Below are 21,687 nucleotides of genomic sequence, written 5' to 3' on the forward strand. Positions count from 1 at the left end.
ATGCACGTAAGATCACCCGCGAAGAGCACGAAGACGCCTGGCAGCTTGCCCGCGATATTGCTAAGATCAGGCAATACCAAGTCTCGATGAAGCTGCGCAAGAAGGTTGAGATGCTGTTTGCCCACCTCAAACGTATCCTCGGGCTGGGCAGGCTCCGATTACGTGGTCCATGTGGCGCGAACGACGAATTTCTCTGAACTTCGTCCCTATTTCCGGACACCGGGGTAAAGTACCCCTGTCCAAGAAAGGAGCATGGAATGGGACAATCGAGACGAACGTTCACAGATGAATTCAAAGCCGCAGCTGTTGGTCGGCTTTGTGAGCCTGGTGCCACACAAACCGGCGTGGCCAAGGAGCTGGGAGTGACGAGCTCGCAATTGAAGACGTGGCGCTTGGAGATCGAAGCGGCAGGATCAATGGCGGCACTGCGCAGGCAGCAGGCGGATGCGGCGGAGCTGGACCGTCTGCGGAAGGAAAACAAACGCTTGAAGCTGGAAAATGAAATCCTCGAGAAAGCTTCTGCTTTTTTCGCTGCCCATAAGACTGTTTACCCGATCGCTCATCTCTGTCGCATTGTTGGCGTTGCGCGCAGCTGGTTTTACGGCTTTGTCCAGTCACAACCTGCCCGAGATCAGCGGCACAAGCTGCGTGCCGACCGGGACGCCGAGTTGCTGCCTAAGATTAAAGAGGCGTTTTCTCAAAGCAAAAAACGGTATGGGTCAAAGAGGGTCCACCAGGATCTGAAGGCCGATGGCGAGGACGTTTCAGAGCGGCGCGTGGCCAGAATAATGCGGGAAAACAATGTCTCTCTGCGCCTGTGCAAGCGCCGAAAGCCGTGCACCACTGACAGCAATCACAGCCTCAAACCGTCGCCAAATCTGCTGGAACAACGGTTTGATTGTACAACCCCGAACCGGGTTTGGCTCGCTGACATTACTTACGTCGATACGGACGAAGGATGGCTCTATGTCGCCGCCATCAAAGACATGGCCACGCGTGAGATCGTGGGTTGGGCCATAGACGATCATCTGCGATCGGAACTGTGCTGTGATGCCTTGAACATGGCCCTGGGGCGCCGTGGCCCGGTGCCAAGTCTCATTCATCACTCGGACCGCGGCGTGCAATACGCTGGCAGCGAATATCGTGCGCTGCTCGGGTCCGCGAAGGTCATCCAATCCATGAGCCGGACCGGCGAATGCCTGGACAACGCTCCAATGGAAAGTTTCTTCGCATCACTAAAAAAGGAACTGGTTCATCGGGAGCGCTTCAAAACGCGCGTCCAGGCAAAGGCCGCGATCTTCGAATACATTGAGGTCTTCTATAATCGCCAGCGGCGTCATTCCGCCATCGGTTACCAAACACCCGCGCAGGCATACGAAACCATGACTTGGAAAAGCGCGGCATAGGGTCAATAATCAAACTGTCCGGAAACAGGGACGAACTCCACTCCTCGCCGCCACCACCCAAAACCTCTGCAAGCTAGCAAAAATCTTTCCTGCACCGCAGCAAACGCGAAAAGCCTGACTGGGAAGGCACTCGCGGCAAATTCTGGACATCGCTTTCTGCGCTAGCAATACGATGTTTTTCAAGACCATAGGCCACTAAGCCGCCGTTCGCTGCGGTCGGCACATCGACGATTGTTAATGGCAGCTAACCGTTCGTAAACGGGGCGGACGCAAGCGGGCTGTGGGCACCACGACGCCCATGGCAATTCCGCAAGGCCCGAACCAGAGGTGGTCGCTCGACTTCATGTCGGATGCGCTTGAGGACGGGCGACGGTTCCGTGTGCTGTATGTGATCGATGACTTCAGCCGAGAATGTCTGGCTGCTGTCGCGGATACATCCATTGGCGGTGCACGTGTCGCCCGAGAACTGGATCGCATCGCCGAGCTGCGTGGCTACCCCTGCATGGTGGTCTCAGACAACGGGACGGAACTGACTTCAAATGCGATGTTGAAATGGCAGGAGGACCGCAAGGTCGGCTGGCATTACATCGCGCCGGGTAGGCCAATGCAGAACGGTCTGGTCGAGAGCTTCAACGGCCGGATGCGCGAGGAGTGCCTGAACGAGCACCTGTTCCCGTCTCTGCGCCATGCCTGCCGCTTAATTGCGGCATGGCGCGCCGACTACAATCACAACCGGCCTCACTCCAGCCTCGCTGGCCTGACGCCATTCGAATATGCTAACCGGTCAAAGGAAGACCAAGACCTGAACAGAGCTAACCTATAAACGCGGACTCAAAGGGGAGCAGGTCAGAGAGCATCGAGCAACTGCAACTGGCGTTGGAGACAAGTGAGATCGCGGTTGCCAAAATGACTGCAAAGCTGCGGCTTCCCAACGAAGAGCCCAAGGATAATCCGAAGCGGCGACCGATCCCCGATCACATCCCACGCATGGAAGTGGAGCTGACGACTGGCGACGAAGATTGCCCCCAGTGCGGTGGTGGACTGCGCCGCCTCGGCGAGGATGTGACCGAAGAGCTAGAATACGTTCCAGGCCGGTTCATCGTGAACCGCATCGTGCGGCCGCGCTTCGCTTGCTCAGGCTGCGAAGCCTTCACACAAGCCGCATTACCATCACGTCCCATCGAGCGCGGGCGTCCCGGTCCGGGATTGCTGGCGCATGTGTTGGTCAACAAATACGCGGATCACTTACCGCTCTATCGTCAAAGCGGCATCTTCGAGCGCGACGGGATCGACATTGATCGTTCAACGCTGGCGGATTGGATCGGTAAGTCCACAGCACTTTTAGAACTATTGGCGGATGCTATTGGGCGGCATGTGCTGACCGGTCAGGCCATCTTCGCTGATGATACGCCGGTGAAGATGCTGGCATCCGGCACGGGCAAAACAGCGACAGCACGCCTTTGGGCCTATGGTCGGGATGAGCGGCCTTGGGGCAGCAGCGTTCCACCTGCCAGTTGGTATCGGTTCTCGCCAGATCGCAAAGGGCAGCATCCAAAGGACCACCTCGCCAAATACCATGGCTGTTGCGGCGAGCTGCGACAGGTCCATACTTTGAACCAAAGTTGTGACTCAAATCAAATTCCGCCTTGAACATGGCCATAGGCTCCGGACACCACCAAAGGCTGCATTCACCGTATGCTTTAGCGTGTATAGGAAGGTCGAACGGCAAAGGATTTGGAGGCCTTGTGCAGTGCTCAAATGACACGCAAAGGCGGGAACCGCTGCGATAGTTGATGTCTCCGCGCTTCCCGCCTTTGCTACCCTCGCACTTGTTGTGTCAAATTAGATTCCATGCAGTCGTGAAAATGGACGACATGCAGTGTGTTTCCGGAATACGCAGACTAAGTCAGAAACGGCGTTATCTTTGACAATGAGCGGCAGTCTCATCGGGAGAAGCGCGTCAACCATCTGGGAATACGCATTCAGCCAATTGCGCAGATCAAAGCTCATTGGATTGGGAACCTTGAACGAAGCTTGCACTACCTTTTCAAGGTAAGATCTGCCGTTGGGCATTCTAAGCGCACGCTGGATACTGACGGCAATAACTTCTGGATCATTCCCAAATGATTGCCGCGCGAGTCCCGATAGCGGTGCCGCCCAATCCTATTGGGAACGTGCGCCGCACCCATAGCGTTTAAAGAGGCAGGAACCGCGAAGAACTCATCTATCGCAGCGGTTCCTGCCTCTTTTTCTTTCGCTGCAGCTAACCTCTGTTGCTTTCACCGCTGACCTCACGCCAACGATGCGGCCAGCGTGAGGTAGGATAGGTTAGTGCAGCCCACAGCTTCCGGAACCACGCCAAATCAGCTCGGATGGCCAGGGATTACCCGAAGAGGAAGTCTTCTTCGGTCAGGCTGGACACGTCGATGTTCTTGACCAAAATTGTGCCATGCCCTGCGACCGCGACTTCGGCGTGAGAGGTGCCTGAGGCGGTGATGGCAAGATCGTCATAGGTCACGCCGGCGATGTCGAGATGAAGCAGATCAATGCCGTCCTCGAAATCGTTGATGGCGTCGTCGCCAAAACTACCCCCAAAAACAAACTCATCAGATCCATCGCCACCGATCAAAGTGTCATTCCCCGCTCCACCTACAAGAACATCGTCGCCCGCCTTGCCGTTTAGAGTGTCATTGCCGTCCAACCCATAAAGGTTGTCGCCATAGCCGGTGCCGTTCAGGGTGTTGTTGTTGGCATTGCCCTCGACAATCGTGTTGGCCAGGATGTCGTCCAGCGTCCAGATCGTGCCGTCTGCAAACTCGATCACCTCAACGCCGTAGCCTTTGGCAGGGTCCTCGAACCGGCGCGCCACCACGATTTCCTCGGTTCCGGCGGCGCTGGTCACGAAGATGCTAAGGTGAATAGAACCGTTGGGTCGAACCAGCGAGACATCTGCCGGGTTAACATCCGTCAGGATCAGGCGGTCAGTCTCTGAGTTCGAGCTGGCAAAGTCGTAGAACAAATCTTTTCCGTCACCGGTCGACCAGACAAATGTGTCATTGCCGTTTGTCGCAGTGAAGGTGCCTTGTCCGCCGCCATACAAACTATCGTCTCCGGTGCCACCCGAGAGCGTGTCGTCCCCACCTTTGCCCACCAGCGTATCATTGCCATCCAACCCATAAAGGTTGTCGCCATAGCCGGTGCCGTTCAGGGTGTTGTTGTTGGCATTGCCCTCGACAATCGTGTTGGCCAGGATGTCGTCCAGCGTCCAGATCGTGCCGTCTGCAAACTCGATCACCTCAACGCCGTAGCCTTTGGCAGGGTCCTCGAACCGGCGCGCCACCACGATTTCCTCGGTTCCGGCGGCGCTGGTCACGAAGATGCTAAGGTGAATAGAACCGTTGGGTCGAACCAGCGAGACATCTGCCGGGTTAACATCCGTCAGGATCAGGCGGTCAGTCTCTGAGTTCGAGCTGGCAAAGTCGTAGAACAAATCTTTTCCGTCACCGGTCGACCAGACAAATGTGTCATTGCCGTTTGTCGCAGTGAAGGTGCCTTGTCCGCCGCCATACAAACTATCGTCTCCGGTGCCACCCGAGAGCGTGTCGTCCCCACCTTTGCCCACCAGCGTATCATTGCCATCCAACCCATAAAGGTTGTCGCTATAGCCGGTGCCGTTCAGTGTGTTGTTGTTGGCATTGCCTTCGACAATCGTGTTGGCCAGGATGTCGTCCAGCGTCCAGATCGTGCCGTCTGCGAACTCGATCACCTCAACGCCGTAGCCTTTGGCGGGGTCCTCGAACCTTCGTGCAACATATAGTGTCTCGTCACTATTTGCACCGAAAATTACGACCTTTAGGGCATCAGCCCCGTTGACCCTTTCCAATCGAACATCCCCAAACGCAACGTCCGTTAGAACAAGTCGATCCACTTGCTCTGTTGTGGTCGCAAAATCCTGAATCCAGTCATTGCCATCTCCGCGCGACCACACATAGGTATCATTCCCGTTGTGAACCTGATGTGTGCTATCGCCACCCCGGAGTATGTCGTCACCGGTGCCACCGACAAGAACATCATCGCCGCGCTTGCCCTGAATAGTATCAGCACCCTCAAACCCGTAGAGCGTATCCTTGAACCCCCAACCATTCAGCGTGTTATTCGACGCAGTTCCACTAACGATCATCTCAGCGACCTCGCTGTTGAGCACTTCAACTCTGACACCGTCACTAAACTCGATGAATTCGATTCCACGCCCTTCCTGAGCAGAATAGAAGCGATTGTTGACCTCAATACTCTCCCCCGTGGGAATGATATCAATCATGAGGTCGTTGCCGTTTTTGGTCAGAGTAACCTCGGTTGATTTCACATCCGTCAGGCGGAGAGTATCGACATCCTGCAAGGAAGTAGCCGTGTCATTGATCACGTCGTTGCCATCGCCTTTGGACCAAAGATACAGGTCGTTGCCACTATCACCTTTCAGCGTATCGGCACCCAGACCGCCGACAAGAAGATCGTCTCCATTACCGCCGGAGATAGTGTCGGCTCCGCCAAATCCAAAGATATTGTCGTCGTAGCTGCCAATTCCGGTCAGCGTTTCTCCGCTATCGGTGCCTTCCAGAACCGTGCGGGACACGATACCATCTCGTGTCCACACGATACCGTCGCTGAACTCGATAAGCTCGAGACCAAAAAACTTGCCTGAGCTGTTGAACTGCTTGGACACCTCAATAATCTCATCGCCGCCTGGACCGGAGATGACAATCTTCAACTTGTCACTGCTTTGCTCCCGGATCAGCCGGACTTCGGAAGAGGCCACATCCGTCAAGATCAGGCGGTCCGTCTCCGTCTTTGAGGTCGCATTATCCACCAACTGGTCATTTCCGTCACCCCTGGACCAGATGTAGGTGTCGTCGCCATTTGTGCTGACCTCCGAAGTTCCACCGCCACGCAATGTATCATCGCCGGCACCGCCGATCAGGACGTCGTCACCGCCACGCCCTTCCAGCGTGTCATTCCCTTCCAAACCAAAGAGATTGTCGGTCTCATCAGCCACACCAATCAAGGTGTCATTCCCGGAGGTTCCGTCCATCGTCGTGTTCTTGATAATGTCGTCCAGTGTCCAAATGACCCCGTCGCTGAACACAAGTTTCTCAAGGCCACGACCTTGGCGATCCGCCGAATACTGATCATCGACGCGGATTTCTTCGCCGGTGCTATTGATCGTGATCACCAGATCCTGAGATGTGGATCCGATACGCGTGAGGGTCACATCTGTTGAGGCAACATCCGAGAACACAAGTTGGTCAACCTCGGTTGTGATCGAGGATTTCTCCGCCTCGTCGATACGATCATTCCCATCACCTTTGGACCAGTAATAGCTGTCGCTGCCTGCATTGCCCATGAGCGTATCGTCACCGAGGCCACCATGCAGATGATCATCACCTGCATTGCCATCAAGTGTGTCGTTGCCTTCAAGGCCATACATATTTTCGCCAAAACTGCCACCGCCGCTCAGCGTGTTGTTTCCAGCATCCCCGGTGAGGGTGGTATTTTTGATGATGTCGTCTTTTGTCCAGACAACCCCGTCATCGAAGTGAATCTCTTCAATTCCATACCCTTTGGTGATGCTTTCAAACTGTTGCCAGACGCGTATCGTTTCGTCGCCACCAGAGCCCGGAACAACAATGTAGAGTGACTTGTCGGCGGGGTCCCGGATGAGTTCAACCTCGGTAGAGTCTACATCTGTCAGGATCAAGCGGTCCACTTCTACAAGAGAACTGGCTTTATCCTTGATGAAGTCGTTCCCATCACCCCTGGACCAGACATAGGTGTCATTGCCATTGGATGAAACGAGGGTGTCGCTCCCGCCGCGGAGTTCATCGTCTCCGGCTCCACCAACAAGAACGTCACTTCCGCTTTTCCCATTGATTGTGTCATCACCAGCAAACCCGAAAATTTCGTCATTCTGGTCATTTTCGCCGGTCAAGGTCTCTGCAGCACTTGTACCATCCATGGTCACAGGCGAACTGATCGTTGTGGCTGCGTGGCCGTTACCAACGCTTTGGTGTTCAATACTCTGCGCCAGAGACGCAATGAACTGCGCTTTGCTCAGGTGACCGTTGTCGAGATTCTTTGACCAGGATTGCAACTCATCGGACGTCGGCAGGCGACCGAATGCATTCAGGAAGGCCTGATTTACAAACTCAGCTCCGGACAAGCCGTACAAACTGTTCGATGCAACGCCTTGAATACCACCTTCATACCCGAGCAATTTCGCGGCGATGTCATCCGGATTATCTACATCGTCCAAAAGCCGTTCGGACAGATACTCCAATTCGTATTCGGTCGCATCCCGATCATAGACAACATCCACAATGCTCTTGATCAAATTGGTAATATAAGCTTTGTCCAGGCTGCGCTCGAACTGGGCCGGGTTCAGCACCACATCAAAGTTGTTGGTTGAGAGATGCCCATTGCCGACAGCAATGTGCTCTGCTGACTGTGCCACGTCCCAAGCTAAGCCCTCTCTGGTCGTGGCTCCGCTGTCTAACTCCAGCAGGGCGTCATTCAACTCGTCTAGAGTCGGGGCTCTTCCTAAGGCGTTCATGGAAATCTGCGTTACGAATTCGGCATCGGTCAAGTTCCCGTACCGTGTCTGGAATTCGGCGGACTCGATCAAAGCGCGAGTCAGGCTAATCTTGCCGAGATGGCCATCGCTTACGTAATCAATGAGGGTTTCAAACTCCGTGAAGTCAGCATCACGGTCCAATACGGTATCAAAAATGCGCGCGGTCTCTTCCAGAACAAGCGCTTTCGAGGAAGCGTCCAGACGAACCTCTTTGGCAGAGGATCTATTCTGAACGCCATTCGACGTGTTTACTTTCCAGGACTTTTCAATCGTCCAGGTTTCAACGCCGAGCGCATCAACTTCATGAGAAACTATGACATGGGTTTTGCCAATTCCTGCCGCTACGCCGTCGTCCCAAGTGTAACTGCCATTTCCGAGAGAAGATTGGGTGATCGTCTGCTCGTTCCCGTTTCTCAAAATGGTCTGTGTCAAACCATCCGCTGAGGTGGTGGTGACGAACGTATTGGTCTCATAACCCGCCTCGTTGAACGCACGCTCGGTCACGACACGTTCCCCATCTGCGCGGATTTCCACCTCGGTCACCCGATCCGCAATGCCATTGCCATCGAAGTCTTCCGTCCGGGAGATCGAACGCCCGTCGCTACTGGTCGAAGTGCTTTGCATGGATCGCAATTCACCGTCGGCGTAGCGCGTCTCGCTTGTCACCGTTTGACTGCCATCATCATGCAGCGTGGTTTGATGTTGGGTCGTGCCATCAACAACGCCATCGCCGTCCAGATCGAAGCTTGACGAGGATGTCAGGCCATCGGCGGAAGCGGTTTGAACCTCATGATAGGTCGTCTGACCATCCATCCCGGTTTCCGTGTAGGTCGTGACCGTATTACCTTGCGCGTCATAGCTCACATCCGTGGTACGGGTGATGTCGATATCGCCATCCCCATCCACATCAACTTCCAACGATCGGTGCATGCCATTGGCAGATACTGTCGTCTCTACCTCGCTGTTGAGCGATGTGTTGCGGGAAAATTCGCGAATTGTTGTGGTGGTTGTGCCGTCTGCATCCACAGCAGAAACAGCCTCGCGTTCCTGGAAACCGTCTCCGTCCCGATCAGATAGAATGGTTTCTGTCAGACCATCTGCACTGACAGTGCGCACGTGAGAGCGCTCCAGTTCGATACCGGCGCCAAATTCTGACACCATCTCGGTTATGCTGCCATCGGAACCAAGCCGCACTGTCGTCAGCCTGTCGATGCCATCATCCCCGGAATAGTCTATCTCGGTTTGGGACTCCAAACCGTTTCCGCTGGTGACTGTCCTGATATCGGATTGGATATCGAAGGTTTCGTCGACCGTGACGTGTCGCGTGACAACATCGCCATTGGCATCAAACGTGGTCGTGCTGTCCGTTGTATAGTCGAACAACCCATCGCCATCGAGATCCAGTTGCGAAGTCGAAGACAGCCCATCATCATTGGTCGTATAAATCTCGGTGCCAAGGTTGATATTCCGACCATCGCGGTGCTCGACACTTCGTGTGACCGAACCATTTTCGGACAGCTCTGTGGTGTCTGTCACGACACGATCCACCTTGCCGTCGCCATTGCGATCAACTGAGAGAGTGGTGGTCAGCCCATCGCCGCTGACCGTTGTTGTGGTCGCGGCCTCAAGCCCGCCACCGGTCGAGAAGTATTGTGTATTTGTCGTTGCGGTTCCGCTGTCATCGACCTGTGTGACAGCCACCATGTCATCCACACCGTTTCCGTCGGCATCCACGGATTGCGTGACGGTCCGGCTATCAGCGCTGATCACGCTGGTGCTGGTGTTCAGCGTCGAGCCATCCGCTGCGGTTTGTGTGACCGTGGTGGTCTCGACCCCCGTCGCGCTTAGGTCATAGGTCTGAACTGTGGTGAGGTCATCATCGCCATCATTGTCCCAATCCTCGCTTGTGGTGGTGGTCCGGCCATCGGCAGAGGTTTCGACCTCGGTTGTTCTATAGACACTGCCAGCGGGCGCACTCTGCGTCACCACGCTGGTAGTTGATCCATCTGAGTTCAGCGTGGTTGTCCCAATCGTTTCACGCTCAAAGACACCATCCCCATCCGCGTCGTACCTGGTCGTTGTCTCCAAGCCGTTGTCACTGGTAACCGATACCATCTGGCTTTGGATCGAGCCGTCATTGTTCAACTCGGTTTCTGTGACCGACACAACGCCATCATCACCAATCACCTGGTGAACGCGCGTGTCCACCACGCCGTCGCCATCTTGGTCTGTGGTCTGCAGCACATTGCGTCCGTTATCGCTGGTTGTTGTGACGACCTGTGAGCGGAGCTCAGCCATTGGGCCGGTCACATCCTTGACCTGCGCCGTCACCGTGGTGCTGCCATCCGCGTTCAGGTTTGTGACCTGCGTTGTTGCGATATCAGCTGCCTGATTCCCGTCCGTGTCGGACAGCGTTTCAACCGTCAGCCCATCATCGCTGAGGATTGTCTCACCGCGCGTCAGCAATGTACCGTCTTCGGACCGCACATCCTCGGTTGTTTTCCGGGATCCATCGGCGCGCAGCTCGGTGGTCGAGGTCACCTCCCGCTCATAGCGGCCATCCCCATCGCTGTCCTCAGTGCTGGTCACCACCAGCCCGTCATCGCTGACCGTGGTGGCTGACTGGCTGCGCAGGCTGTCATTGCCGTTGCGAACCGTGCTGGTTGTTGTACGTCCGCCATCAGCATTCAGGACCGTGACCTGCTCCGCTTTTGTCTCTGCAGCACCATTGCCATCGACATCTGTCGTCACCGTTGCGGTCAGCCCGTCTGCGCTGACATCGGTCTGCTGGTGATAGATCGTCCCACCATCCGCAGTGTGGCGGGTTACGGTCTCTGTCATGCTGCCGTCGAGATGTTTTACCGACTGCAGAACACTATCCACCGACCCGTCGCCATTTCTGTCACTTGAGGTGACTGTATCGCGCCGATCCGCGCTTTGCGTGACGGTGGTGGTGCCCAACAGTGTTATCTCATCCCCCGCATAGGCGCTGTCCGTCATGGTGACGCTGCCATCCGCATTGGATGTCCGTACCGAGACAGATTTGCCATCCAGTGCGCCATCGCCGTCCAAGTCCGAGAATGTCGTGACAGTCAGCCCGTCCGCACTGGTGAGCGTTTCGGCCTCACTGATCAGCGAACCATCCTGCGCCTGCGCAGTGACTGTCCGTGCCGAGGAGCCATCGGCGTTTTCAACCGTGACATCGCTCACCACCCGGTCGATATCTCCATCCCCGTCGGAATCGAGGCTAGTCGTCACAACCAACCCATCCTCGCTAGAGACCGAGACCGACTGCGCACTGAACGATCCATCCGCGTTGCGGGTCCAGCTGGTTGTCGTCCGTTCGCCCGTTGTGCCGTCCACCGTGACGCTCCGGCTCAAATCCGTGGATTGGAACGTGCCGTCTTGGTTGTGATCAATCCAGGTCTCGGAACTGACCAGATCACTGCCCAGCGTCACCTTCAGCTGGCTTCGTACCGACCCGTCCGTATTGGTCTGTGTTGTCTCAGTCTCGCGGCTGCCATCGGCATGGATCGTGGTCGCCTCTACGGTGGTGAGGTCCACATCGCCATCGCCATCCAGATCAACCGCCGACGACTTGGTCAGCGCATCCCCGGACTGGCCGTGCGCGGTTGTGCTGCGCACCGAGCCGTCGCCATTCTTCACGGTTTGTGTGGAATCCGTAGTTCCATCGGCATTGACGCTGATATCCAGTTCTTCCTGAACATCCACATCGCCATCCCCATCCAGGTCGCGGGCAATGGTTTTGGTCTGACCATCAGCTGAGACGCTCTCGGTCACCGAGCTGCGCAGCGTGCCATCCTGATTGAAATACTCAACCGTCTCGGACCGGCTGTCATCTGCGTTGATCACGATGCTATGGGTGATGGTCAGATCGACCACACCGTCACCATCCTCATCAATCGCGTCCGTACGCACCAGCCCGTCGGCTGAGACCGTCTCGGTCGAGCTGCGGATCACCCCTCCGTTTGGATCGCGATCCGTGGTCACGATGGTCATGCTGTCATCCGCATGGGTCGTGCGGATCTCGGTCTGGTCATACCAGCCGCCCCCGGTAGAATCTCGCTCAATGGTCACCGTAGTCCCATCAGCGCTGGTGGTGGTCTTCGTCTCGCTCAGCAGAATGCCCGTGGCCAGGTCGGCGCCCAGCACATTGGTGACCGTTTCACTTTCGCTGCCATCGGGGTTGGCCACGGTCACGATGGTCTGCAACCGATCGACCACCCCGTCACCATTGGTGTCATAGCTGTTGGTGATCGAGGACCCATCCGCAGTCGTTACCGAGGTTACTACAAAGGCAATCGTGCCATCCGCCGCATAGCCCGTCTGCACATGGGTGCGCGTGCCATTCGCGTCAAAGCTCTCGCTCTCTTCGATCCGATGGCTGGCGGTCTCGCTGACCAGCGTCGTATCCGCCACCGTCCCGGTGCTGCCATCGGCATAGGTGAACGTCGTCTGGCCGGTAATGACCGAGCCATCGGGCAATTCGATATTGGTTGCATCCGCGGTCAGATCAATCGAGGTGATCCCCAGCTCATCCAGTGTCTTCGCCTCCAGCGAGCCATCCGCATTGGTCACCAGGACCTTGAAGTCACTCCAGGCATCGTCATTGGCGTCAAAGACCCCATCGCCATTACTGTCAAACACCGACCGCAGCGCCTCAATATCGCTCGTCGCGGTCGGATCCCATTCGGTAAAGATATATTCTCGCGCCTCGGAGATCACTCCATCCCCATCCGCGTCATAAAACAGAACCCCATTTCCTGCCGCCGCCCAAGCCGTCCGGTTCAGCAACCCATCGCCAGAAGAATCAACAAACACCGTCGAGTTGGACAGTTCGGTGATCTCTACCCCAGAACCATCCAAGTCGAGGATAAGAGGGCGGTCCTCGCCAGACAGACCCGTTCCAGAGTTGTCTCCGCTGCGCCCTGTATTGCCGTCATGAGATGTAGAACCGCCCGAGCTATAGCCGCCGCCACTGTCCTTGGTTTTGCTCTTTGGGGGAGATTTTTGTTGAGAGGAAATCGCCTCGGCAACAGCCGAGAGCAGACCTTCCGGAATGGAGACGCCGTTTTCGCTGGTCAAGCCCTCGCCATCCTTAGCGAAGTTGCCCTGAATGCCAAACTGGCCGTCCAATCCGAGCCAATCCCCAAATGCGCGCACATGGGCCCCAAAACTTGCACTAGCCAAACCATTGGCATCCACCGTTCCGTAGCCGTCTAAAAAATTATCGGTGTAATGACTACCCTTTCTAGTTTGGCCGGTTGTTGTACCATTGTCCCAATAATCGACGGCTCCATTCGCGCGAGTAGAATGGCCATACTTGTCAGCGACCGCCAGGCTGTAATCGTCACTTATTTTGGCTAGTGCCGCAGCAATGGAGCGTTTGCTCAATGTATTTGAAACAACCACATCAAGAAGAGGATTCAAATCAACACCTGTGATGCCCGCACTAACAATAGCACTGTTTAGCGCCTTGGTATACGTATCCAGAGAAGGTGCCCAGCTCGAGTATCCGCTTATGTCAACTTTCTCTGCGATTACGTTCATCATATTTGCAATCACAACATGCTCGGCTGCTCCAAGAACACCAAAGTCCGAAAGAAGATCAACTTTGATATCTGGTACGCTGTTCTGAATCTTTTCAATGAGATCCGCAGCTAGTTGATCAACGTATTTACTCTCATGTAATGTTTCATGGATCATTACACCCTTGATAAGTTCTTTGTTGCGATTCATGCCGGCGTTGTTTGTAACGTCGATATAGATCGTATCTGTGCCAACTGTACTACCTAATGTTGATATTTTTGTCGCATCCGCGGCTGAAGTGGTATAGTAGCGGTCGTCCAAAATTCCTGCGTAATTTGTCAGGTTCTCCCCAAAGGCTCCTGCAATTCCGCTGTTATAGGGTTCAAAGTGAATTTGAGTTAATCCGTCTAGGTATTGTGATACCGGTGAACCCCCAATTCCAGAGTAATCAATATCCGATATGCTATAGATAACATCATCCCAATGCGGACCAAGGTCTGAAGTAACAGTTACTCCGTCCCATTCAAAAACAGGGTTATGGTTCTGTATTCCAGGGTTAATTTTGTTCAACTTAAATTTCCTCTAAATAGATTTTGCCTGTGATGTTGCTCAGCAGAAAGCGGCGCTGCTCAATTGAAAAAATCATCGCATAAGATCTCGAATGTTCAGCTGTGTCGCAGCTCAAGCTCCTTCCATCACTTACAATTACCGGGATACTAGATTCTGGATCATGCGCACCTTTGGTTCCATAGATGGAAGTGGCTTCAGAATTCGGTAGGGTTTCGCAATCCAAGCGCAACTCGTGCAGATGTGCCTTTGGCATAGAACCAGCTACATTTTCCCATGACTGCACATCAAGAAGATTGATTTTTTTATCATTGTGAGAATCAACTTGAATTTTTGAGTATCTATGTTCACCAGAAGCCAATTCAATATCCGAAAATATGGTAAGGGAATTTTTTTTCTCCATTAAGAAATAGATTTTGTAATCTGGTAACACTTTTTTACTAACGGCGAATTTAAATTTTTCTCTACCCTGCGAAAGCTCTACGGCTTTATAATTCGAGATATCGTTGGGTCTTTCTGATATAGCAATAGCGTTTATTGAAATTACTTCATCCGAAAGAGTTGAAATTTTATAAATTGAGACTTGAGTGCAGCCAATCAATGTCGCAAATGAAGCGACAGCGGCTGTTGCTAATCGTCTCCTAAGGTTTCTGCATAGTCTTCCAACAGCGTTCAACGTCTTCACCACCTTTCTAACCGATCCCAGAATATTCATATTCTCAAACTATCTGCGCCTAGGGGAATTCTCCAACCTGTTTGGCGGCCTCGATCAGAAGCAATGCACAAATACACTTGGTGTTCGTGCAGCGGTTTCTCATCTCAACTTTCCGACTAAGGCTTCAATCGCCAAACAATCTCGGCACACGTATGAGGTGACAAAATGGTTCACAACTCAATGCAGGATGTCAACACATTGTTGTAGAACGTGATGTCGATTTTCTTATTTCGATATAACGCTTTGTGAACGTTACGCGACCCACTCCCAGCTCTCGAGCCGCCCCTGCATAGCTCCGCGCCTCACCCCAAGCCGTTCCCATCTCCTCATCCAAAGGATGTGCCGACGGATGCCCCATATAGGCCGGAAACCCCAACCTGCGCCTCTGCTCCTGTATCCATCTGGCATCAACCCCATGCTTCTGCGCAATCTGGACATCCGTACGTTCCGCCACAAAATCCTTCTTCAGCAGCGCATCAAAATCAAACCCAAACCGCTCAAGCAACGCAGCCCGCCGGGCAGGGAAGGCCTCCCTCAGCTCACGCAGCCACCGTTACAATCAACTATGGAGATTACTGCCGTGAGACCGAAACATTACTTCCCGAGTTTTCACAATACCCCACTGCGCGCCTAACGATGGATTCACGCAGTGAGTCCCTTACGGCATTTTTGTTCAACAAAGTTCCAAAAGAACAAGCTAAACACCGTAATATTGGGATTCTAAAGGGAACATACTTCTAATATGATTTCGAGATTCGCACCCCAATTTTGGTAGATTCTTGTCGTATGATTCATTCGTACGAACCTCTGAAACTCTGGTACCGATGACCTCGGATAAAAACTTTGCTAGTTCAGCTGCGTTTTCCAAGCGAAAGATGTGGTCTACCATCAACTCCCCGTTTGAACCCGCGGCACGCGCCTCTAGGCTAAGTGGCGAAAGGTTTTCCACCGATATCCAGCTCGGCCCGAGCTCCAACCATTCCTTTCGTATAGCAAGCTTGCCAGTACATACCCACGTTTCAAAATCAAGCGGTGCTGAAGCATCCCAGCCATTTGTGAAGGTGTATCGGCACAAAATATCTGGTTTGAAATATTTCCAATATGACCAGAGCATCTCGATTGGATCACGAACTGTAATTATGAAAGATAACTTTGAAACATCGTGCCTCCGTTCGCACAGATATTGGGCAAGAAATGGACCTGTGATATGAGGATGCAGCGATGGAAGCTGCCCGGCAGTATCAACGGCAATATCCCCAGGGGCAAGGTGAGGGTCGATCATGCGACGGAGACTAGTTGACCCACATCTTGGCTTGGACAACGCGACAAGATTCTTCGACAGCAAAGCTCTCATGATTTACCGGGAAAAATGCTACTAGGTCGATACAATTCCAGTGGCACGCCGACACTCCTAAGTTTCACGATTTTTAGGTACTCTGTAGCAATAGCAGACCGAGCAAGCAAGTTTTTGCAATGCTTTGACAATTTCACTGGCAAAGACAAATGGCATCGAGAGAAAGATAACAGAGTACCGAGTGTGTCAGCCACGCTCATCCCATCGTGGGTAACCATAGACATCAAAATCACGGGAGAAAAGTTCATTAACCAAATCTACGTGTTCCTTGGCATAAAACCGCTTCAATTTTTCGTCAGCTTTAGTTGGGCTAAATCCGACATCCGCTTGCGTTGGAAATTCGAAATCTGCACCCATTTGGTGTAAGGCGATTTTTGCGTCGTGGGCCAAATTTTCGAAACGGCCTAGAAAATCAATCTTAACAGTTGGATGCTGCAAAATTTCACACTGCGGTGTCCAATGTTCATCGTTTGCATAAAACGATTCTTTCCTCTTCGCTTTAATCCATTCCAAGAACGTAAGAAAATTGACCGTATTCGGAGCGTAGATGTAATTTGCAATCCTGGCCCGGAAACCTTTTGGCCTATCGAATCTTTCAAACCTGATAACATCATCGAAAACTAAGTCGAAATAGTCTTTGCTTTTGGGTGAATCTATTCGTCTATTAATGCTATCAAACTTGTTCAAATAGGCCGAAAGTATGCGAGAATATGGATCGCGAACAAATGCTATTTTCTTGACATCTTCGTTGCTCAGCACTTCGAAATCTTCTTTGACTGTTCTGTCAAGAAAGTGAAACCCCGATTTCTCTCTATTGTGCGCTATGTCCTTTCGATTAAAGTCTTCATGCCCCATTAGCCTTCGAAGAACAATTTTCCAATTCGTGCATGCAACTTTCGGCACATAGCCAAAAGCAATTTTTTTACTTTCCAAGTAAATAAAATTCTCATGAACTCTTGAGTTCATTCTACCCTTCCGCTTGCTCCTTAGCATGACATTAACCTATAGGCGGGTGAAGGCTCTTCAAATTTAATGCGTTTCTTCCGGTTTTCAGCTAACATTATTCAAACGCTTCCTTCTTCTCTGCACCCTCCAAAGATCATTCCAATAGGAGAAACGCCAAGGTGAACATAGTGCGACAAACCACCATTTACGCTGTTCTTTGACAATCTTGAGTTCATATTTCTTACTTCTATACCGCTTCGGCAAATAAAAGTAGATATCTCGCGAAGCGTTTACCGGTATTGATGAACCTCTCAATATTATGTCTTCCAAACGCGCAATTTTTTTTAGGTTCATTTCCACTATTGAAGGATGCACGTAGTCGACAAGGCTTGACAGATTATTTTCCGCTTGAATTTCTTTGTTTCGAGCAAAAACAACGGTGCTTTGCATTGTATCCCAATCGCTGAAACTTTCATTCCAGACTGCGGGTCGAATAGGGTCGAAAAGACAAAAATTCTCAACGAGAAATAAAATTCCCCAAAAGCTTGGCCATGAAATCATCAGGCTTTCGTTCAGTTGAAACGAATTCGGTTTAGGTGTAAAAACAACAAAGTTGGCGTATTTTGCTATGGCTTCTACACTTCTCTGAGCTTCGTATAGTGAGTCTGCTGGAACTCCAGCAGTTACATGAATTACTCTATGTGAAGGATCAAATTCGCCTTGTTGGGAAACTACTTCATCCAATTGATCAAATGTTGCGATGGCAACGTTGGCAAACCCTGCTTTTTGGTACGCCTCAGACCATTCAACAGGCTTGTGTCCTTCAATGATTACAACTGAAGTCGAGCGAACGGGCCGCATCGACATAACTTGCTCTAGGGCAACGTCTCTTACTTTTGCATCACTCATTTGGAAACCATGGCTGGAGAGGGCACTGCTCGGATTCTGAATCTGGCTGCCTTGGGAAAGTATTTCGCGCGCCTGGAAGGGTCAAAAATCCACTCCCGAAATCTCAAGCATTTGGTTGACAGAAAAATAATGGGCCACTTCAGTAAATGAACTCCAACTGCTGCCTAGCAATATGGGCGCGCGGGCAAGCAACAGCATATCTGCAAGCCCGTAAACTAGTTGATCCTCTGATCGGCTGTAGTCGGTTCTAGGGAGCCAAACCGCATTGTCTGAGTATTTTGAAACGAAGGTCTCATATGCCTCTGCGTTGTCTGAAGCGAGGAATATACTGAGACTGCTGGATTCCATTAAAAGAGAATCCAATCTCTTAAAAAAGTATCCATAGTGAGACCTGTCTCTGGCCCGCCTAATCATTTCCTCTTCGGACTTTGTCCAATCACCGGGAACATCTTCTTCCTGGCGTTTCGTAGCACCCCCACTCATTCGGATGTGAACTGAGACATCATTCGGGGACCGTACGGAATCAATAAGCTCTTGAACTCGGACAGCGGGCTTTAGAGCGCGGAGAAATTTCCTCTCTTGATCGATCGTTTTGTGGTCGCCAATTATTCGGTACGCCGACTTCACAATGACATCTTGTGCCTTGTGAATTTTAGGCTTTGATAAAAAAGAATGCCTGACTGATTTGTCCATCAAATCCAGCTTTAGGGCGTTATCATAGTTTTCATTTAGATCGCTTTCAACTGCACCTTCGAATTCGAATAAGCTGGAAAAATTACAATCACAGTGTTCATCCCGTATCCACCGAATGACGAGTTCGCGTGAGGTCGCTTCAGCGTAAACTGCAGCCGATCCAATTGCCCTCAAACGGTTTCCCAAACCGTGCTGCGCATCGATTATCAGTTTTGGCCGGGAGTTGATGTGCTTTTGCGGTTGCGGTATCGACACCAGGTTCTCATTGTCTGACGAAATAGACCAAATTGCGTCATTGAGATCCAGAGTCGCCAATGCATCGTCCACAGACGATAACGGAGCGGTAATAACCGACGACCCCAATCTGGATTCCAGGGCTTGAATAGCGGCTTCTGCGCGTTCGGTTCGTGATCCAATCAGAGATGGATTTACGCCGAATGGTTGGCTTCTCCGTACTGTCGTTATGGCCTTGGCTTCTGTCAGCGAATTGAACTTGGACATAGGAGTGGAGATGTCCCACGGGGATGCTGATGTCGCCAGAATTTTGTTCAATTTAATCCAGAATATGGGAAGTGCCTCAATTTCATCCCATGCACACAAAAACTCCTTCTGGGAAGGTGCAACACGTCCGATATCCTCATGATCGATATGGCGGATTGTTTGTGATGCTACATCTTGCCTTGGAACACCCGATTGCGTGAGGCGTTCATAAAGATCATCGTCATCCCAACCGTATGTAACAATCCGTTCGTTGAAACCGTTGACGGCAAGTAGTTGATCTCGACCAACGGCAAAAAGCCCGTTCACATGTGATTGTCCTTCGGCTGCGGATGTCCAGTTTCCTGCAATCAAGAGTTCTTCGGCTAAATCGTTTTCTTCGAAAAATGTCGAGCTGAGCAGCACATCGCTGTCTACTTTGAGAATTATTGACCTGGAGGTCGCTCGAAATCCAAGGTTGTAAGCGTGCGAAAGTATCCAACTCCCTTCGTCTTCAACTCTTACTATTCGCACCCTCGGATCTTCAATGCCAGCGTCTCTCAACGTGACAGAAACCGGATACGTAGAAGACCAATCAACTATGACAACTTCGTCGACTTCATCATGGGCTAGCCAAGTCGGAATCGTTTCGGTTAAATGTGCGTTTCTATTCATGCAGCATGTAACCAATGAAACACCCTTTTGAACGCCGCAGTTGGTCACAAATCCTTTGTTAGAAGATGCCACTCTTGGCAGTTCATTTCGTAGTTCGGGGCGCTGAAGTAGTCCGACAAAAGTCGATGCAATATCTTCTCTGGACTTAGAATTCCTTTTTGACAGTTGAGTGCGAACCATACTTTGAAAGACAGCTCTTGCGTCTGACGGTTTATCCTTTAGAGACGCCTGAAGAGTATCCAATTTTATTTTTGAAGTATTCATTTCGCTTTCCGCGCATAGTCCAACATAAATTCGCACTGAATGTCATTTATTGGTATTTTGACATTATGTAAATTTTGTAGCTGCCCCGACTGCGGATCTTGCAAACTAACCCACAACCCCGAAGCTCTTGCTGGCACCTATCGAACTCTAGCGAGCTTTACAATACACCTGCAAGACTATGTTTGGTTCTGTCAGGCTGTGTTGCATGGATCATGACTTAGGGTCAGGACTCATAGCCAGTAGATAACGAGTGCTGCGAGGGCGATGGCTGACAGGAAGACCTTCGGGCATCTGTCGTATCGCGTTGCGACACGCCGCCAATCCTTCAACCTGCCGAACATGATCTCGATCCGGTTGCGGTTTTTGTAGCGGCGCTTGTCGTACTTTACCAGTTTTTTCCGTTGCTTCCGTCCAGGGATGCAGGCGCGTATCCCTTTGTCTTTCAATGCTTCCCTGAACCAGTCGGCATCATATCCGCGGTCCCCGAGCAGCCAATCGACGTCCGGCAGGCTGCTCAGCAATGCTCGTGCACCGATGTAATCGCTGACCTGACCGGCGGTGACGAACAGGTTGAGTGGACGTCCCCGGCTGTCACAGATGGCATGCAACTTGGTGTTCATGCCGCCGTTGGTGCGGCCGATCAGGCGTCCACGCCCCCTTTTTTAACGCCCAAACTGGTCGCGGTACGGTGGGCCTTCAAGTAGGTGGCGTCGATCATCACGGTCTTCTCTTCGCCGTGTTCGGCAGCCAGACCTGCCATCATCTGGGCGAAGATGCCTTTGTCGCTCCACCGCTTCCAGCGGTTATAGAGCGTCTTGTGCGGGCCATAGGTCGACGGGGCGTCGCGCCATCTCAACCCATTGCGATTAATAAAGATAATCCCACTCAACACACGTTGGTCATCGACGCGGGGCTTGCCATGCGACTTCGGGAAGAAGGGTTCAAGACGCGCCATCTGCGCGTCCGTAAGCCAGAAAAGATCAGACATGTTCACCGCTCGTTTTCAAACCGTGAATCACGCCGCTGGACAAAAATCAATGGGTCTTGACCCTAGGCGAGTTTACCCATTACTCCATCACTTCAGATGACGCGCTCATACATCGCACGACCGAGACCTGTCATGCGGTTGAGCGCCTTTGCCGCTACTTTCGTTTCGGCGATTTGACGGCCAAAATCACGCGCTTGCAGGCCATCACCTATAACCTGTTTCCATCTGCCGATTTGAGCTTCAACCTGTGATCGCTGGTTGATCCCGGTTCGATGTATACCGTGCTGGCGCCGAAAGCGGCAATCCAGTCCCGAACGGCCCGTGCAACAAACTCAGGGCCGTTGTCTGAACGGATATAGGACGGTGTGCCTCGCAGGATGAACAAGTCGGTCAGAGCATCGATGACATCGATGGAATTTAGCTTCCGCTTGACCCTGATCGTTAGGTCGTGTTGATGAAAGGGATTCACAGCGACCTCTGATCGTTATTCAAGCCGGTATCTGCGATGGAGGCCAGCTT

At 52.3% G+C, this 21,687-nt stretch carries 9 protein-coding genes and 4 pseudogenes; 4 read left to right on the forward strand and 9 right to left on the reverse strand.

Going from position 1 to position 21,687, the window contains the following annotated elements:
* From AC2FH0_RS20565 to tnpC, 4 genes and pseudogenes are all read left to right on the forward strand, one after another.
* Nucleotides 1-191 (forward strand): annotated as a pseudogene (locus tag AC2FH0_RS20565) (IS5/IS1182 family transposase); the annotation flags it as partial.
* Nucleotides 192-257: 66 nt separating this feature from the next.
* Nucleotides 258-1,406, forward strand: coding sequence for an IS3 family transposase (locus tag AC2FH0_RS20570; protein WP_496790227.1), 1,149 nt, complete (start codon nt 258-260; stop codon nt 1,404-1,406).
* Nucleotides 1,407-1,650: 244 nt separating this feature from the next.
* A pseudogene (locus tag AC2FH0_RS20575) lies at nt 1,651-2,229 on the forward strand (integrase core domain-containing protein); the annotation flags it as partial.
* Between the two features lie 14 nt (nt 2,230-2,243).
* Nucleotides 2,244-2,987, forward strand: a pseudogene (gene tnpC, locus AC2FH0_RS20580) (IS66 family transposase); the annotation flags it as partial.
* Between the two features lie 261 nt (nt 2,988-3,248).
* Here the strand turns inward: tnpC and AC2FH0_RS20585 are convergent.
* From AC2FH0_RS20585 to AC2FH0_RS20625, 9 genes and pseudogenes are all read right to left on the reverse strand, one after another.
* The gene (locus AC2FH0_RS20585; RefSeq protein ID WP_496693074.1) at nt 3,249-3,509 is read right to left on the reverse strand and encodes a hypothetical protein; all 261 of its coding nucleotides are present in this window, start codon (nt 3,507-3,509) and stop codon (nt 3,249-3,251) included.
* 280 nt (nt 3,510-3,789) lie between these two features.
* Nucleotides 3,790-13,446 (reverse strand): calcium-binding protein, encoded by a 9,657-nt coding sequence (locus AC2FH0_RS20590; protein WP_496790229.1) that lies wholly within the window; start codon nt 13,444-13,446, stop codon nt 3,790-3,792.
* Between the two features lie 706 nt (nt 13,447-14,152).
* Nucleotides 14,153-14,863: a hypothetical protein gene (locus AC2FH0_RS20595; protein WP_496790230.1), complete on the reverse strand. Its 711-nt coding sequence runs from the start codon at nt 14,861-14,863 to the stop codon at nt 14,153-14,155.
* 697 nt (nt 14,864-15,560) lie between these two features.
* On the reverse strand, nt 15,561-16,145 hold the full coding sequence (locus AC2FH0_RS20600) for a hypothetical protein (protein ID WP_496693062.1): 585 nt from the start codon (nt 16,143-16,145) through the stop codon (nt 15,561-15,563).
* 258 nt (nt 16,146-16,403) lie between these two features.
* On the reverse strand, nt 16,404-17,183 hold the full coding sequence (locus tag AC2FH0_RS20605) for a sulfotransferase family protein (RefSeq protein WP_496790231.1): 780 nt from the start codon (nt 17,181-17,183) through the stop codon (nt 16,404-16,406).
* Nucleotides 17,184-17,267: 84 nt separating this feature from the next.
* On the reverse strand, nt 17,268-18,071 hold the full coding sequence (locus AC2FH0_RS20610) for a hypothetical protein (protein ID WP_496709983.1): 804 nt from the start codon (nt 18,069-18,071) through the stop codon (nt 17,268-17,270).
* Nucleotides 18,072-18,152: 81 nt separating this feature from the next.
* A complete protein-coding gene (locus tag AC2FH0_RS20615; RefSeq protein ID WP_496790233.1) occupies nt 18,153-20,180 on the reverse strand; it encodes a galactosyltransferase-related protein in 2,028 nt (675 codons plus the stop codon).
* Between the two features lie 230 nt (nt 20,181-20,410).
* Nucleotides 20,411-21,168, reverse strand: a protein-coding gene (locus AC2FH0_RS20620) for an IS5 family transposase (protein ID WP_496693060.1) whose coding sequence is annotated in 2 segments (ribosomal slippage) — nt 20,411-20,832 and nt 20,832-21,168 — 759 coding nt in all. Because the reading frame shifts where the segments join, the coding sequence is not laid out codon by codon here.
* A 259-nt stretch (nt 21,169-21,427) separates the two neighbouring features.
* Nucleotides 21,428-21,613, reverse strand: a pseudogene (locus tag AC2FH0_RS20625) (DDE-type integrase/transposase/recombinase); the annotation flags it as partial.
* Between the last annotated feature and the right edge of the window lie 74 nt (nt 21,614-21,687).

Source organism: Ruegeria sp. CDSC051 (assembly GCF_059610665.1).

Coding starts and splice junctions, on each gene's coding strand:
- AC2FH0_RS20600 (WP_496693062.1), bottom strand. CDS start 16,145: ATGATCGACCCTCACCTTGCCCCTGGGGATATTGCCGTTGATACTGCC.
- AC2FH0_RS20570 (WP_496790227.1), top strand. CDS start 258: ATGGGACAATCGAGACGAACGTTCACAGATGAATTCAAAGCCGCAGCT.
- AC2FH0_RS20605 (WP_496790231.1), bottom strand. CDS start 17,183: ATGAACTCAAGAGTTCATGAGAATTTTATTTACTTGGAAAGTAAAAAA.
- AC2FH0_RS20610 (WP_496709983.1), bottom strand. CDS start 18,071: ATGAGTGATGCAAAAGTAAGAGACGTTGCCCTAGAGCAAGTTATGTCG.
- AC2FH0_RS20595 (WP_496790230.1), bottom strand. CDS start 14,863: ATGAATATTCTGGGATCGGTTAGAAAGGTGGTGAAGACGTTGAACGCT.
- AC2FH0_RS20615 (WP_496790233.1), bottom strand. CDS start 20,180: ATGAATACTTCAAAAATAAAATTGGATACTCTTCAGGCGTCTCTAAAG.